At 44.2% G+C, this 15,631-nt stretch carries 16 protein-coding genes and 1 riboswitch; of the genes, 11 read left to right on the top strand and 5 right to left on the bottom strand.

The features are described 5' to 3' along the window. Positions 1 to 21: 21 nt before the first annotated feature. A complete protein-coding gene (locus BV455_RS04390; protein WP_042407454.1) occupies positions 22 to 2,034 on the bottom strand; it encodes a S9 family peptidase in 2,013 nt (670 codons plus the stop codon). Between the two features lie 308 nt (positions 2,035 to 2,342). Continuing rightward, positions 2,343 to 3,767, bottom strand: coding sequence for an amino acid permease (locus BV455_RS04385; RefSeq protein ID WP_042407452.1), 1,425 nt, complete (start codon positions 3,765 to 3,767; stop codon positions 2,343 to 2,345). An 89-nt stretch (positions 3,768 to 3,856) separates the two neighbouring features. Continuing rightward, a riboswitch (Lysine riboswitch) is annotated at positions 3,857 to 4,038 on the bottom strand. Positions 4,039 to 4,195: 157 nt separating this feature from the next. On the opposite strand from BV455_RS04385, the gene BV455_RS04380 reads away from it, so the two are divergent. The 3 genes from BV455_RS04380 (at position 4,196) to BV455_RS04370 (ending at position 6,982) form a co-directional block, all read left to right on the top strand. Beyond that, the gene (locus tag BV455_RS04380; RefSeq protein WP_218687769.1) at positions 4,196 to 5,890 is read left to right on the top strand and encodes a M3 family oligoendopeptidase; all 1,695 of its coding nucleotides are present in this window, start codon (positions 4,196 to 4,198) and stop codon (positions 5,888 to 5,890) included. A 91-nt stretch (positions 5,891 to 5,981) separates the two neighbouring features. Next, complete coding sequence (locus BV455_RS04375) at positions 5,982 to 6,452, top strand: NUDIX domain-containing protein (RefSeq protein WP_042407448.1); 471 nt, start codon at positions 5,982 to 5,984, stop codon at positions 6,450 to 6,452. Between the two features lie 11 nt (positions 6,453 to 6,463). Next, the gene (locus BV455_RS04370) at positions 6,464 to 6,982 is read left to right on the top strand and encodes a GNAT family N-acetyltransferase (protein ID WP_052510015.1); all 519 of its coding nucleotides are present in this window, start codon (positions 6,464 to 6,466) and stop codon (positions 6,980 to 6,982) included. A gap of 115 nt (positions 6,983 to 7,097) precedes the next feature. Here the strand turns inward: BV455_RS04370 and BV455_RS20755 are convergent, their stop codons facing one another. Continuing rightward, a complete protein-coding gene (locus BV455_RS20755) occupies positions 7,098 to 7,307 on the bottom strand; it encodes a hypothetical protein (protein WP_155835550.1) in 210 nt (69 codons plus the stop codon). Between the two features lie 185 nt (positions 7,308 to 7,492). Between BV455_RS20755 and BV455_RS04360 the strand changes: the two genes are divergently transcribed. From BV455_RS04360 to BV455_RS04335, 6 genes are all read left to right on the top strand, one after another. Further along, positions 7,493 to 8,215: an ABC transporter ATP-binding protein gene (locus BV455_RS04360; protein WP_017436204.1), complete on the top strand. Its 723-nt coding sequence runs from the start codon at positions 7,493 to 7,495 to the stop codon at positions 8,213 to 8,215. Next, on the top strand, positions 8,212 to 9,321 hold the full coding sequence (locus tag BV455_RS04355) for an ABC transporter permease (protein ID WP_218687768.1): 1,110 nt from the start codon (positions 8,212 to 8,214) through the stop codon (positions 9,319 to 9,321). Before BV455_RS04360 ends, BV455_RS04355 begins: the two co-directional genes overlap by 4 nt. Before the next feature lie 24 nt (positions 9,322 to 9,345). Further along, a complete protein-coding gene (locus tag BV455_RS04350; protein WP_061579542.1) occupies positions 9,346 to 10,017 on the top strand; it encodes a TetR/AcrR family transcriptional regulator in 672 nt (223 codons plus the stop codon). Between the two features lie 466 nt (positions 10,018 to 10,483). Beyond that, entirely contained in the window at positions 10,484 to 10,627 is a 144-nt protein-coding gene (locus BV455_RS04345) for a YjcZ family sporulation protein (protein WP_081161063.1), read from the top strand. 86 nt (positions 10,628 to 10,713) lie between these two features. Further along, positions 10,714 to 10,818 carry a YjcZ family sporulation protein gene (locus BV455_RS20890; protein ID WP_081161066.1) on the top strand — a complete coding sequence of 35 codons (105 nt, stop codon included), beginning with the start codon at positions 10,714 to 10,716 and terminating at the stop codon, positions 10,816 to 10,818. A gap of 132 nt (positions 10,819 to 10,950) precedes the next feature. Continuing rightward, positions 10,951 to 11,196 (top strand): hypothetical protein, encoded by a 246-nt coding sequence (locus BV455_RS04335; protein ID WP_061579512.1) that lies wholly within the window; start codon positions 10,951 to 10,953, stop codon positions 11,194 to 11,196. A gap of 20 nt (positions 11,197 to 11,216) precedes the next feature. On the opposite strand, the gene BV455_RS04330 is transcribed toward BV455_RS04335, so the two are convergent. Beyond that, positions 11,217 to 12,095 carry an IS982 family transposase gene (locus tag BV455_RS04330; RefSeq protein ID WP_061579511.1) on the bottom strand — a complete coding sequence of 293 codons (879 nt, stop codon included), beginning with the start codon at positions 12,093 to 12,095 and terminating at the stop codon, positions 11,217 to 11,219. A gap of 392 nt (positions 12,096 to 12,487) precedes the next feature. Beyond that, positions 12,488 to 13,033, bottom strand: a complete 546-nt coding sequence (locus BV455_RS04325) for a hypothetical protein (protein WP_061580264.1) — start codon at positions 13,031 to 13,033, stop codon at positions 12,488 to 12,490. Positions 13,034 to 13,414: 381 nt separating this feature from the next. Between BV455_RS04325 and BV455_RS04320 the strand changes: the two genes are divergently transcribed. Both BV455_RS04320 and BV455_RS04315 read left to right on the top strand, forming a co-directional pair. Then, the gene (locus BV455_RS04320; protein ID WP_017436201.1) at positions 13,415 to 15,163 is read left to right on the top strand and encodes an alkaline phosphatase D family protein; all 1,749 of its coding nucleotides are present in this window, start codon (positions 13,415 to 13,417) and stop codon (positions 15,161 to 15,163) included. 100 nt (positions 15,164 to 15,263) lie between these two features. Next, positions 15,264 to 15,470 (top strand): twin-arginine translocase TatA/TatE family subunit, encoded by a 207-nt coding sequence (locus BV455_RS04315; RefSeq protein ID WP_017436200.1) that lies wholly within the window; start codon positions 15,264 to 15,266, stop codon positions 15,468 to 15,470. The last annotated feature ends 161 nt before the right edge of the window (positions 15,471 to 15,631 follow it).

The following is a 15,631-nucleotide window of genomic DNA, read 5'->3' as shown; positions in this document are numbered from 1 at the left end:
CCCAGTTACGGGACTCTTGTTTTATGTCAAATGTTGTTCAAACCACCCGACAATATGATTGAGCCGCTCAAGGCGAAGCGCCGGAGGGCCGCTGCGGGAAAGATCATGGTTTGCTTCCGGGAAGCGGACGAGCTTCGTTTCCCGCTTTAAATGTTTCAGCGCGATAAACAGCTGCTCGGCTTGTTCGATCGGGCAGCGGTAATCTTTTTCGCTATGGAGAATCAATAACGGAGTTTGAATGTTCTTTACATATTTCAGCGGAGAATGATGCCAAAGCCGTTCCGGATCGTCCCACACATTGCAGCCGACTTCCCATTCTGTGAAGAAATAACCGATGTCGCTCACACCATAGAAGCTGAGCCAGTTTGAAATCGAGCGCTGCGTTACCGCTGCTTTAAAGCGGTCCGTATGTCCGACGATCCAGTTGGTCATAAATCCGCCGTAGCTTCCGCCAGTGACGCCAAGGCGCGTTTCATCGATAAAATCAAAATGCTCAAGCACATAATCGACGCCGCTCATAATGTCTGCATAGTCCATCCCGCCGTAATCGCCGCGCACCGCGTTGACAAACGTTTGCCCATAGCCATGGCTGCCGCGCGGATTCGTAAACAGCACCGCATATCCTTTGTCCGCAAGCACCTGCATTTCATGGAAAAAAGTAAAACCGTACATTGCGTGCGGACCGCCGTGAATTTCGACGATGAGCGGCACTTTTTGCCCTTGTTCGAGATGAGGGGGCTTCATCAGCCAGCCCTGAATGGTCCAGCCATCACGGGATGGATAGGTGAATGTCTCCGGTTTGGAAAGGATAATCTCTTCTTCCAACTCCTTATTCACATTTGTCAGCTTGTTTCGTTTCCCATCATGAAGAGAAATGGTATGTAAGTCACCAATATGTGTTGGATCGCTAATTGCCGCAATCGCTATATGTTGATGCGGGTGAATCGTTAATCCATACAGATGGAAATCGCCGACTACAGATGGTGTAATGGTTCCGTCCAACGCTACATGATAAAGGTTAACGCGCCCTCGTTCGGAAGCAAGAAAATACATACCGTTTCCTTCTTTATCCCAAATGAGTCCAGGACCTGGCGCGTCGGAATGCATGTCACCTACCATCGCATCACCGACATGGACATCCCAATTGGCGGTAAGCGACCGTTTTTTTCCACCAGCGAGATCGAAAATCCACACTCGATTTAGCGTAGCGCCTAAATATTCGAGTTCATGTCCAATCGCCGCGAGCGCTTTTCCGTCCGGAGACCAGGACAGCGAAGTGAAAAACCCGTTTCCATCTGTGATTTTTGTCGTTTTTCCGCTGTCGATGTCAAGAAGAAATATATCGCGCGCAAACGTAAAATCAGGCTCATCGCTCCGATTGGCGACAAATGCGACTGTTTTGCCGTCAGGAGAGATGGCGAATGAACTGATTTCGTCATCGCCGTCTGTCAGAGCTTGAATCTTGCCTGCTTCTACATCGATGCGGACAAGCAAATCCTGTTTATCATCGCGAAATCCTGCTGCATCGGATTTATATTGCAGCCGCTCTACGACAAGCGGTGTCAGCTCGCGTTTTTCTTTCTCTTTTTTGTTTTGCTCCTCGCGCTCTTCCAGCGTTTCTTCCTTGCCAAGCGAAATGAGTGCTACGAGAAACCGCCCATCCGGCGACCAGCAGTAGTGGCGCACTCCGTTTTTTAATGCGGTTAACTGGCGCGCTTCCCCGCCGTCTGTCGGAAGAATCCAAATTTGTGTTTTGCCGGAGCGGTTGGAAAGAAACGCGATTATTTTTCCATTTGGGGACCAACGCGGAAAAGAGTCTTTTACTTTTCCAAACGTCCATTGTCTCACTTTGCCATCCGCTAATGCCAGGAGAAAAAGGTGGGAGCGATATTCCCGTTCGTCATCAATCGTTTTTTGCACAAAGATGACTTTCTCGCCATCTGGGGAGAATTGTGGGTCTCTCACAAAGCGGATGCGAAACAAATCTTCTGAGGTGATGCCGCGATGTTTTTTCTTTGCGTCCCGTACAGTCATCGAAGACACTTCCTTTTTTAAAAATTTTCTCTATAGTATTTCGATAAACGAATTACTTTTCCTTCTAAAACATGGTAAAATAACGGTATGATAAGGTAACCACCTAACGGACGAATAATCTTTCCGCATTAGGCCGGGAGGATGTGTTTCCGGGCGATTGCTCCATAGAAGAGCGGCTGCAAACGTTTGAAGCACAAATTTCATGCCGCGTGACAAGGCTGATAGATTCGGAGGCAATAGTGATTGATGGAGAAGAAAAGAGAAAAATATAAAAGCGAACGCCCGCGGCTTTCGGACGTTCGCTTTTGTTATGCCGACATTTTTTGTTTTTCTTCTGTTTGCTGCGCCGCTTTTTTCACTTGCGGGTAGAAGAAGATGCCGCTTAAAAGCAGGACAACTCCAAGCATAAACGTTTTGATATCTGCGGTGCCGGCGATGATGACCCAGATGGAATAAATGGTTGCCAGAACGGCAACGATCCCATCGATCATGCGGCCCCGTGCCGCACCCTTGTACGTTTCGCCGGTCAGCGTCAGCTTTAATTGGAAGACAGAGGCGATAAAATACGGGACGAGATACGCTAATGTCGCGATGTAAATGACAAAATCAAACGCCGCTGACATCGAGTTGGAAACTGTTGAAAAAATAAAGATTTGCGCCAATCCATTCGAAAGAACTAAAGAAAAGCTTGGCACTCTCTTTTTATTTTCCTTTAAAAACGCTGGAATAAACAAACCCTGCTTTGCCGCCTGGTATGGCACTTCGGCGCTTAGCAGCACCCAGCCAAGCGTGGAGCCGAGCAAGCTGATTAAACCGAGCCCCGCAAGAATGTAGCCGCCGCTTGGGCCTAAAATCGCAACAATCGCGTCAACAAGCGGTTTTTCCGACTGAATGAGTTCTTTTTGCGGCAATACTCCCATGACAAGCACACTAATGCCGATATAAATCGCAAGGGCAATCAACAAGCCAAGGATTGTCGCACGTTTGACATCGGCTTGTTTGCGCGCACGCGATGCAAAAACAATCGCCGATTCGACGCCGATAAACGCCCATAATGTCGATACCGCCGCATTATTAATTTGCCCTAACAAACCAATGGAATGGCCAGCTTCATCATAACGCGGAGCAACAAGCGAGCCGATGTTGCTTTTTTCAAACGCAAATAAAGCAATGACGATAAATAGGAAAAATCCAAGCACTTTTGCCGCCGTAGCAAGAAAGTTCAGTTTTCCTGCATCTTCAATGCCGCGCAAAATGATGAAATGCATGCCCCAAAGCAGCGCCGTGCAAACGGCAAAGGTGAGCAAGTTTCCTAGTTTTACGTCAAGCGAACCGATGGCAAATAGCGTTTGTTTGCTTGTTAAAATGGGGAAAAACGTCGATAAATAGCTGGCGAATGTCGTAATAATCGCCACGTTGCCGGCGAAGTTGCCGATCCAATATCCCCATGAGGACATAAAGCCAGATAGAATCGAGATGTTCGATCCTTTTGGAAACAATTCTTTTGCATAAATTTGCGGCCCGCCGTTTAATTCCGGCTTGCGGATCGCTAAGTTGCCAAAGACAAGCGCCGTCATTAAGACGCCTGCGCCCGTTAACAGCCATGCGAAAATAACGCCGAGCGGGCTTGCCGCTTCTGCAAGCGAGCGCGGCAGCATGAAAATGCCTGAACCAACCATATTGCCAACGACAAGCGCCGTTAATAACCATAGTCCGAGTTTTTGCTGTTGCACAGTTGATAGCTCCTTCCTGATGCTGATTTGCTTTAGTTTGTTTTTCCTCAAAAAAAATACACCCAAAAGTTTTAACGGGTGCATGAGACATCGTATCCAACTTCTCATCGTTTGTTACAACGATGACAGTCCTGTCCTTGTTCGGATACAGGCCCGGTTTATGGCGTCAGAGTTCGCCGCAAACTTTGGCCATGAGCCCTGACGTGGAAACTCGTCGATTCTATGTGTCTCGTTTCTACTACTCTTGTTCATTGCAACCTCTATCTCATCGATGTGGATGAGAAGAAAAAATATTCAATTGACGTTATTATTATACGTTTTTCGACAAAAACCGTCAACAGCCTTTCTCGATAGAAAAAAAGGATTTTCCGTGCTAAGATGGAATACAAACTAAGATAAGGAAATTGAAAGAAAAGGAAGGGATTTCATTGAAATTTTCCGAGTTTCGCTATGAACGGCCAGATGTGGAGAAGTTAAAAGCATCGTTTCAACAAGCGTTGCAATCGTTTCAGAAGGCGAGCAGCGCGGAAGAACAGAATGAGGCGATGCAGGAAATCAATCAGCTTCGCAACCATTTCAGCACGATGGCAAACATTTGTTATATCCGCCATACGATTGATACGAACGATGAATTTTATAAACAAGAACAAGACTTTTTCGATGAAGTCGAGCCGATTGTCAAAGGGATTGTGAACGATTATTACCGGGCGCTTGTTTCGTCTCCGTTCCGCTCGCAGCTCGAGGAAAAATGGGGGAAACAATTGTTTGCGCTCGCCGAGACGGAATTAAAAACATATTCTCCGGACGTGGTGGAAGATCTGCAGCTGGAAAATAAGCTGACGAGCGAATATACGAAATTGGTCGCGTCGGCGAAAATTTTCTTTGAAGGAGAAGAACGGACGTTAGCGCAGCTGCAGCCGTTTGTCGAATCACCGGACCGCGAGATGCGCAAGCGGGCAAGCGAAGCGCGCTTTGCGTTTTTCCAAGAGCATGAAGAAAAGTTTGACGAGATTTACGATCAGCTTGTGAAAGTGCGCACCGCCATTGCGCAAAAGCTCGGATTTAAAAACTTCGTGGAACTTGGCTATGCCCGTTTAGGTAGAACGGATTATAACGCCGAGATGGTTGCGAAATTCCGCAAGCAAGTCGAAAAGCATATCGTTCCGATTGCTGTCAAGCTCCGCGAGCGGCAACGGGAGCGCATTGGCGTCGAGAAATTGAAATATTATGATGAAGCATTTGTTTTTCCAACAGGGAATCCAACGCCAAAAGGGGACGCAAGCTGGATTATTGAAAACGGGAAAAAGATGTATGAAGAACTGTCGCCGGAAACGGGCGAGTTTTTCCGATATATGATCGAGCATGAACTAATGGACCTTATCGCGAAAAAAGGAAAAGCCAGCGGGGGCTATTGTACATATATCGAAAATTATAAAGCGCCGTTTATTTTCTCGAACTTTACCGGCACATCCGGAGACATCGATGTGCTTACCCATGAAGCGGGGCACGCGTTTCAAGTTTACGAAAGCCGCCATTACGAAATTCCGGAATATAACTGGCCGACCTTGGAGGCGTGCGAAATTCATTCGATGAGCATGGAGTTTTTCACATGGCCGTGGATGAAGTTATTCTTCCAAGAAGATGCGGAAAAATATAAATTTTATCATTTAAGCGATGCACTGTTATTTTTGCCGTATGGCGTAGCAGTGGATGAATTTCAGCACTTCGTATACGAAAATCCGAACGCGACGCCGGCGGAACGGAAGCAAGCATGGCGGTCAATCGAACGGAAATATATGCCGACAAGAGACTATGATGGCAACGCTTATTTGGAACGCGGCGGATTTTGGCAGCGGCAAAGCCATATTTACACGACGGCGTTTTATTATATTGACTACACATTAGCACAAATTTGCGCCTTCCAATTTTGGAAACGTTCACGTGAAAACTATGAAGAGGCGTGGAACGATTATTTGACATTATGCCGTCAAGGCGGAAGCAAGCCGTTTACCGAATTAGTCCGTGCCGCCAACCTTATTTCGCCGTTTGAAGACGGCTGCGTCCGATCGGTAGTCGGCGAGATTGAGCGGTGGCTGAATAGCGTCGATGACAAACAACTTTAACAACAAAAAAAGGAAGAAATCAACGAAGGATTTCTTCCTTTTTTGTTGAATGAAATAGCTTTAGTTTTTTCAATGAAGGGAGAACAATGATATGTATCATATTCGTGTCCGTGCTGGTGCCTTAATTATTGAAAATGATGCTGTGCTTCTTGTTGAGTTTCAAGACGAAAATGGACTGCATTACAATCTTCCAGCAGGCGGCGTAGAACGAGGGGAGTCATTGGTTGAAGCGGTAAAACGGGAGGCATTAGAGGAGGCGGGCGTAGAAGTAGAGGTTGGTCCGATTGCATTTGTACACGAGATAGCTCCTCACTTGCAAAAGAATATTTCTTTAACATCGCCGCATCAAGTAAGCATCATATTTGAATGTAAAAGGATTAACGATTCCTTCCAACTTTGTCCGACTTCGGCGGACGAAAATCAAACAGGGGTAAAATGGATTCCCTTTTCTCATCTCTCTCGGATTATTTTGTATCCAAATATTACCCAGCATATTATTGAGTACGCGAACCATCGCCGCCCATTCAACTTAATCGAGGAACATACATTATCGTACGAATGAGGGGTGAAATGATGAATATTCGGAAAGCAACGATGGAGGATGAAAAAGCCATTGCGACCGTTCATGTGGAAAGCTGGAAGACAACGTATCAAGGCATTGTGCCTGCAGAGTATTTGGCACAATTAAGCGTAAGCGAAAAAGAACAGCTCTGGCAACGCGGATTAAATCAACCAAAACATTCGATTTTTGTCGTTGAAGAAGATGGAAAGGTATGCGGGTTTATTTCCGGGGGGAAAAACCGCGCCACACATGGAAAAGAAGCGAAGTATGAAGGGGAAATATACGCCATCTATTTATTAAAAGAAGCACAAGGAAAAGGATACGGAACAAAGCTCGTCAAAGCGCTGGTTGATGATTTTCAACGTGATGGAATTCGTTCGATGGTCGTCTGGGTGCTTGCCGATAATCCGTCACGCCTGTTTTACGAGCGGCTAGGGGGCGAGAAAATTGCCGAGGGGATCATTGACATCGGCGGGAAAAAGCTGACGGAATGGTGCTATGGCTTTCAACTATGTATAGATGAAATATAGGAAAAAGAAATTCCGGCTGTCCGCAGTGCAAAGGGGGACGGCTAAAAAAATTGTAAAATGAGTGATTACTCACTTGAAACGGAAGGTTATTTCCATATATAATTGATGTGAGTAATCACTCATATTTATAGATGGCGATTTTTGTTCTTCTCGTTTTCTTTGGAGCACCATTATTCACAATGGTGCCGGAGCTTATGCCGCCATTTTGCCGCGATTGAATTGACTCTTGGCTGCCGCGGCGTTTCATGGTTGCTGGGCTTCGAGAACTCTTTTTCTTTGATTTTGATAAAGGGAAAGGGATCAGTTGAAATTCTCCTGTCGCCACATGAACCGTCTCATGGTTCTATGATTGATTTCCGTGTTAAAAACAATGCGAAACAAGAAATAGGCAGCCTGCAAGAATAGAAGGTTCAGGGAAGCTAATGGAAACACCCTCTGGGAAATTTATGCAACTTAGTCCTTGGGGGTTAGATTTTTTATAAAAATCAACATTGATAGAGGGGGGTTCCCATGGGTTCCATCATTGTCGCTAAGCGAGTAAGTAAATCGTTCGGGAAGAAAGAAGTATTGAGCAACATCAATCTAACGGTGAAGGAAGGAGAAATATACGGTTTAATAGGTCCTTCTGGTTCGGGAAAAACAACGTTAGTGAAAATCTTAGTAGGAATGGACAGCGATTTTCAAGGAGAAGTGGAAGTGTTGGGCGCTGCGATGCCAAATATGAATGTTTTGTCAAAAATTGGATATATGGCACAATCGGATGCTTTATATCCAGAATTAACGGGAGAAGAAAATTTACAATTTTTCGCTTCACTCTATAAGTTAAAAAAAGAAGAACGGAAACAGCGCATCGCTTATGCGGCAGACTTAGTGAAGCTTACTCCTCATCTTTCGAAAAAAGTGATGGCTTATTCAGGAGGAATGAAGCGCCGTTTATCCCTTGCGATCGCTCTCATTCACAATCCGCAAATACTCGTATTAGACGAGCCGACAGTAGGGATCGACCCAGAATTACGATTATCGATTTGGCACGAATTATCCCGATTAAAAAACGAGGGAAAAACGATTGTCGTAACAACCCATGTGATGGATGAAGCGGAAAAATGCGACCGTCTGGCTATGGTGAGGGATGGAAAAATAATTACAGGCGGATCGCCATCTGAACTGAAAAATCAATATGCTGTTAACCATTTAGAAGAAGTATTTGTCAAGGCGGGAGGGAAAAATATATGAGAACGATCGCTGTTGTCAGACGAATTTTTCAGCAAATGCTGCGCGACAAGCGGACACTTGCATTGATGTTCGTTGCTCCGTTATTGATCTTAACGTTGTTTCATTTTTTATTTACTAGCAACACAGCCGAGAATCCGAAACTAGGCGTTGCCAATGCCGACGACGCCTTAGTGAAGCAATTAAAAGACAAAGATATTACAGTTATAACATATGAACGAGTGGGAAATGCCAAAAAAACGATTGTGGATGATCAACTGGATGGATTTATGCAAATCAAAGGTGAAGGCATCCAATTAACGTTTGAAAACTCGGATCCATCCAAAACAAAAGCATTACAAATTAAAATACAGCAAGTGATCGCAGCACAATCAGCAAAAAAGCAAGCATCCATCATGAAAGAGTGGATTCAACATTTGCAAAAGACGTTGAATGCTCCGAAAATAAAAATGGAACAAGTATCATCACCAAAAATGCACATCGCTTATGTATACGGTAATAAAGACACTTCCTTTTTTGATGTATTGAGCCCTGTGTTAGTCGGATTTTTTGTCTTTTTCTTCGTCTTTCTTATTTCTGGAATTGCTTTATTGCGCGAACGCACCACAGGCACGCTCGAACTGTTAATGGCAACGCCTATACGCCGAAGCGACATTGTTTTTGGATATTTGTTAGGGTATGGATTGTTTGCCGTGATTCAAACAGTGATTGTTGTCTTTTTTGCCGTGAAAGTATTAGATATTATGCTGGTAGGGTCTTTATGGCACGTGATTATCATTAATTTGCTGCTGGCGCTTGTTGCGTTATCTTTAGGAATTTTGTTATCCGCATTTGCAAATTCAGAGTTCCAAATGATGCAGTTTATTCCGATTGTCATCATCCCGCAAGTGTTTTTTGCAGGCGTCCTTCCAGTCAAAGGAATGGCCAATTGGCTGCAGATGATTGCCAAAGCGATGCCAATGTATTATGGTGGAGATGCCCTTAAAAGCGTAATGTATAAAGGAGTGGGGCTTGGCGACATACGCATGGATTTGTTCGTCTTGTTCGGATTTGCCCTTCTTTTCATTACCTTAAACGTGTTTGCCTTGAAAAAATACCGAAAAATTTAGCAGTGAGTAAGGAGTTGTCACATGATGAATGAGGAACAGTGGCTGAAAGAACTGTTACAACTAAATGGGGAAGATGTGAAGCTTAGTGAAAAACAAATCAAAATTTTAGAAGCAGCGATTGAAATGTTTGCGGAAAAAGGATATGCCGCCACTTCGACAAGCGAAATCGCCAAGAAGGCTGGCGTGGCCGAAGGGACGATTTTCCGCCATTATAAAACGAAAAAAGATTTGCTGCTAGCGATTGTCACTCCGACGCTATTGAAGTCCGTCGCCCCATTTTTAGCGAAAGAGTTTGTCAAAGAAGTGTTCGAAAGCCAATATGAAAGCTATGAAGATTTCATTCGCGCTCTTTTGAAAAACCGTTATGAATTTGTGAAAAAATACCTGCCGGCAATTCGCGTTTTCTGGCAGGAGATCGCGTTTCATGCAGAAATTAAGGAGCAATTTCAGCGCATTTTTACAGCACACGTATATGAGAAGTTTAGAAAAATTGTTGAGCATTTTCAAAATAAAGGGGAGATCGTTTCGATTCCTGCCGACTCGGTCATTCGGATGACGATTACGACAATTGTGGGATTTTTAGTGACGCGATTCATTGTATTGCCCGATCACGACTGGGATGACGAAGCAGAAATGGAACGGACGGTTCAGTTTTTAATGAACGGTCTTGCGAAAAAAACGCCTAATTCGCAATGAACATAAATCTTCGTTTTACATAACTAGTATATATACAGAGAGTCCATATAAAATAAGACCGAAGTGCTGCAGCACCCTCAGTCATGCATAAACGGTTCCCTTCAAGGGGGATCGGCAGTAGGAAGGAAATCATTCACCCACCGCGTCAACTCAGGGTGGATGATTTCTTTTTTAGCGATGTTCACTTTTGCGTCGGCACTCGTCTATTCTTTTTTCCCTTGTATAAGATTATCTCCGCGTATCCAGGCCTGAATCCCTCCCATAGCATAATAGTTACCTCCATAGAAGCTTGTGCTTATTGCATACGCTTTTTCTTTTAAAAGCAGATCTTTTTCAACAAAACCTACGAGTTCTCCTATCTACTAGGATATTTGTTCAATTCGTTTCTACTAGGATATTTGTCCAAACTGTTCTTTTAACAGTTACATAAGATAAAAATGAAGACAACAGTTGGAGGTGAATGAATATGTGTTTCTTTGGTTGTGGATATGGTAGATACTACGGTGGTTACGGCTATGGTGGTTACGGCTATGGTGGCTTTAACTTTGCATTGATCGTCGTATTGTTCATTCTATTGATAATTGTGGGTGCGTCTATTTGGAGCTATTAATTAAAAAGAAGATCAAACGTTGCGCTTTTGGGCTTCTAATAAAAATTTATTAAAAATCGATCATTATTGTGAAAGGTGTGTTAATTATGAGTGATGGATACAGAAATAACGCTTTTGCTCTAGTCGTTGTTTTATTCGTTCTACTTATCATTATAGGATGTTCTTGTTTTGGCGGCTATGGAGTTTACTAATTGTTTTTGGCAATTAAAAAATGTACCAAATGGCAAATAAGAGTATGCGTTTGATTGAATATTAACTCATCCGTCACGTTACTTGACACGGAGTCTCTGCGGTCATGATTCTATGCAAAGGGGCAAAGTTATATGGTTTTGCAGGCAAAAGAGCTTATCATGACCTCCACTTCAGGCGAACAGTGCTTAGCGCTGTTCGCCAACTTGCAATGCTATTGCAAACATTTGCTGAATCTATTTGCGGATGTCGGCCGGTATAACGTAATCGCCCGAACGGATATGCAAAACGTTAAAAACGATATTCAAGCCGTTCGTGCAGGAGATGATCATGTTTGGGGAAGCATCTTTTTCCCGAAAGTAGGTGGCATACTCATTTAACCCGTGGTGCTAGTTGAGTCTTAACGCTTAACTAGCCCAAGAACAACAAGCGAGTAAGCCAGTAAAATACCATCCAGCGCCGTTTCAAATCCAGAAACCGAGTTCGCTCGAATCTCGGTGATCCGATACGAATCGACTAAAATCGAAAACACGGTTTCCACCACTTTACGTTTTCGCTTCATCCACTGTTTCCATGCGTCCGATTGGCGAATTCGCTGATTTTTTCGAACGGGCGTCCAAAAAGCGACTCGGTGCTCTTCGTACAGCTTCTTTTGCAGCTTTTGGCTGATATACCCTTTGTCACCGAGGTTATACGGATGTGGAATTTGCGTCATGACGGTTTCAGCGGCCACCCGGTCGTGACAAGACGCTTCGGTGACAACATATCCCATCGGAAGCCCTTGGTCGGTGACCTGCAGGTGAAGTTTCAACCCATAGAAAGTGATCCTTTTGGAAGCACAATAGCCAATATCGGCAATTCCACGGAATCGTTTGACGTGATGCATTCGAGCTGAATGACACAGCTCGATCGGCAAGCTGCCCACGACCGCATACGCATGGTGTTGCCCGCGCTTGGCCAACTGGTGCCGAATCCACTTGATCGCAAAGCTAAGCGCTCGGCAGCGACGGTTGTACCGAGAACGCTCAGGGAACAAGGCCTTGGGAAACAAATTCCCAATCACAAACCGGTGCCAAGCCCATTCGGAAGTGAAGCCCAACAACTTGCCAAGGACATGGATGGTGATGATGACTTCGTCTTTCTGTTTCAACAAATGACGATTTCGACGTTGAAGAGGAATCTGGATACTCGATAGTTGAGCCGATACAAAAAGCAAAATCGATGCATATTGTTTTTGAAGTTTGACACGATCTGTTGTAAAATGAAAGTGCTCTTGCATGGGAACTTCTCCTTTTGATGTTTGGTTGCACTTTCATTTTAAGGAGATCCTCATGCAAGGGCTATTTTTTATGCTTGTCTGATTTTATCTAGCACCACGGGTTAGAAAAAAATTTAATTTTCTCATAGAAAAAACACCCTTTCTGGTATCGAAATGTACGGCAAAAGATATTTAGCCTTCCTGCTTAATTTAATTTCTTTACTTTCCGATCCCATCCCTTCCGTTATTTAAATGTTTTATAAACGATTTTTTTATTATCCTTAGTAAATGGAAAATGAATAGGTTTTACAATCATTTTTTTATCTATTTTTTGTTTGATTATGTATAAAGGGAGTTTGCTGCATCTATTGCGAAAAGATAGGCCTGCCGCCTATCTTTTCTGTGTACAGTATTTAATGGGATTTGACTTTTGCTTCAAATTGTCTAAGCGTTAATTGGTTTAGCTCTGGAAAACCTTCTTCTTTTAAGGAAATGGTTTTTCCTTCGTAAACAGGGTAGACTCCTTGCCATCCCCCGACAATGGTATACAATTCTGTTCCCGGAACAGGTTTTAGAAAGCAAACATATCGACCTTCAGCCATTGGTCCTGGATAAACTTTGTTGAGAGGATTTAAAGGGTCAGGAAGGGGTTCAATACCGGTTGATAACACGTTGATGATTTTTCCGCCGGTTCCCTTTAAATATTTGTCGACATGAAAGCTTTGTACAAAATTAACGAGCTTCCCACCTTGTACAGACTTATTTAACGGCTGTTTCTGAAAAGAAGTATCGAACCAACCATAAGCAATGAATGTTGAGCTGCTTACTAAATCCTTTAAGTTTGCAGCACGCTTGATATTTACTGCTTGTTTTGGAATCGCAATAGGATGCGCCTGAACAGGCAAATGAAACGTAAATAGCAAACATATACAGATGAAAAACTTAGACCATATTTTCACTCAATCACCTCATCATATATCTTTGGTGAGCGTTACTATTGTTTAACCATCTTTCTCGTTTTATACATGTTTCCTTTGTCCTCATCATTTATACGACGCAAAAAATTCCCCTCAAGTTTTTGTTTGTAAAATTTGCATGAAGAAAATGTAACAAAACGAAGGAAAAAAGAACTATGATCATACGGGTAATTTATCGAGTGTTTAAAAAATAATCAGGAATATTCCGAAAATTCTCTCTTAACTATTTCTTTAGACCTATTAACAAATGCCTATACTCTACGTTTATGCTATTTTTCCTCTTTACATAACTTTACAGTCGATTAAAAATTTCCATTTATAATCATGCTCAGTGAAAGATTTTATTCAGGGAGGGAAAAAATCATGAGAAATGAGAGACTTTTAGACGAATTAATCAAGAATTTTAATGAGGAAATCTTGAAAAAGAATATAGACCGCCGCAGCCTTCTTCATGGAGCCGGCAAGATTGCGGGGCTCTCGCTCGGTCTAGCCATCGCCCAATCCCTAGGAGGATTTAAAGTGGATGCCGCCCCAAAATTCAGCGATTATCCATTTAAACTCGGCGTTGCTTCCGGAGATCCTTTAGCAAACAGTGTTGTATTATGGACAAGATTGGCTCCGGATCCGCTAAATGGCGGCGGAATGCCTCCCCATATCGTTCCTGTCCATTGGGAGCTTGCAACAGATGAACATTTCCGCAATGTGATTCGGCGCGGTACCGAAATGGCTTCACCTGACCTCGCGCATTCGGTCCATGTGGAAGTGAATGGCCTGAAACCGAACACCGTTTATTTTTATCGGTTTAAATGCGGAAATGAATTAAGCCCTGTTGGAAAAACAAAAACCATTCCGACAGCAGGCTCAAAGGTATCTGGAATGGCGTTCGCTTTCGCCTCCTGTCAGCAGTTTGAGCACGGCTACTACACGGCGTATAAGCACATGGCGAAAGAGGATCTTGATCTAGTTTTCCACCTTGGCGATTACATATATGAATACGGACCAAACGAATATGTTTCATTCACTGGTAATGTCCGCACCCATAGCGGTCCGGAAACTGTCACACTTGAGGATTACCGAAACCGTTATGCCCAATACCGCTCTGACGCAGATCTGAGAGCAGCTCATGCTGCCTTCCCGTGGGTTGTCACATGGGATGACCATGAAGTGGAAAACAATTATGCGGGCACTATTCCAGAAAACGGCCAATCGGTCGAAGCGTTTATCAAGCGCCGTGCCGCCGCGTACCAGGCTTACTACGAGCATATGCCGCTCCGCAGATCGTCGCTTCCGCACGAAGGCGGCATGCAATTATACCGGGCTTTCGCTTATGGAGATTTAGCCTCTTTCTTTGTTCTTGATACGCGCCAGTACCGCGATGACCAGGCGAACGGTGATGGAATCAAGCCGCATTCCCCGGCATCTTTGGATCCTAAGCGCACTCTTCTCGGTGCAGAACAGGAGAAATGGCTTCTTGACAGTCTTGGAAGCTCCAAAACGCAATGGAACGTGCTTGTACAGCAGATTTTCTTTTCCCAGCGGAACTTTGGGACAAGCCAAGCGCCAAAATACAGCATGGATGCCTGGGACGGATATCCGGCAGCGCGCCAACGCATTATGGATTTTGTTGCAGCCAAGAATATTAACAACTTGATTGTTCTAACCGGGGATGTCCATGCGAACTGGGCCTCTAACTTGACGACTGATTATAACGATCCTGATGCCCCGATTTTTGGCGCTGAGTTTGTCGGCACTTCGATTACTTCCGGGGGAAATGGTTCTGATTGGCGTGCAGACACGGAGAAAATTTTAGCGCAAAACCCGCACATCAAATTTTTTAACAATTACCGCGGCTATGTCCGCTGTCAAGTTACTCCGGAACAGTGGCGTGCGGATTACCGTGTCGTTCCGTATGTGACTCAGCCGGGAGCGGATATTTGGACGAGAGCATCATTGGTTTATGAAAAAGATCAGAAAGGACTGAAAGAAGTATCATCCACTATGGTGCCGATGGGTGTCCAAATGTCAAGGGAAGTGGAAGAAGACCGCCACCGCGCCCACAGACGCGCCCGTGAAAAACAAATGGAGAAAAAGAGAGGAAAGATTACGAATTAATTCCATCCGCGCCTGCTGAACGATATCAATGCCGCATTTGGCATCCGGGCATCTTTACCGGTCTGGATGCCAAATTTTCCACAAAGGAGATGAACCTACAATGTTAAACAATATCGGTATACCAGGTTTAATTTTAATACTCGTCATTGCTCTGGTCATCTTTGGGCCTTCCAAGCTGCCGGAAATCGGCCGCGCATTTGGCCGCACGCTGTCTGAATTCAAAAGTGCCGCGAAGGAACTGGTGTCCGATGATCATAACGAGGAAACGAAAAAGCCTGCATTATCGGCTGTGAAAAAAGACAGCTGAATTGGCGGTTTAGTAAAAAAGAGAGCAGACGGGGCAGCCTGTCTGCTTCTTCTTATCGGCTTTATGGACCCGCTGATCAACGAGTTTTTTCAGAGGGGAATTCATAAAGTTTTTTGCTTCAAGTGGGTCGGAAACCTCTTTTTATGCTTTTTAACAGTTGT

This window comes from Parageobacillus caldoxylosilyticus (assembly GCF_019272935.1).
Classification (GTDB): Bacteria; Bacillota; Bacilli; order Bacillales; family Anoxybacillaceae; genus Saccharococcus; species Saccharococcus caldoxylosilyticus.
Note: the sequence above shows the minus strand (reverse complement) of the source record. Positions and strands in the feature narration are given on the sequence as shown.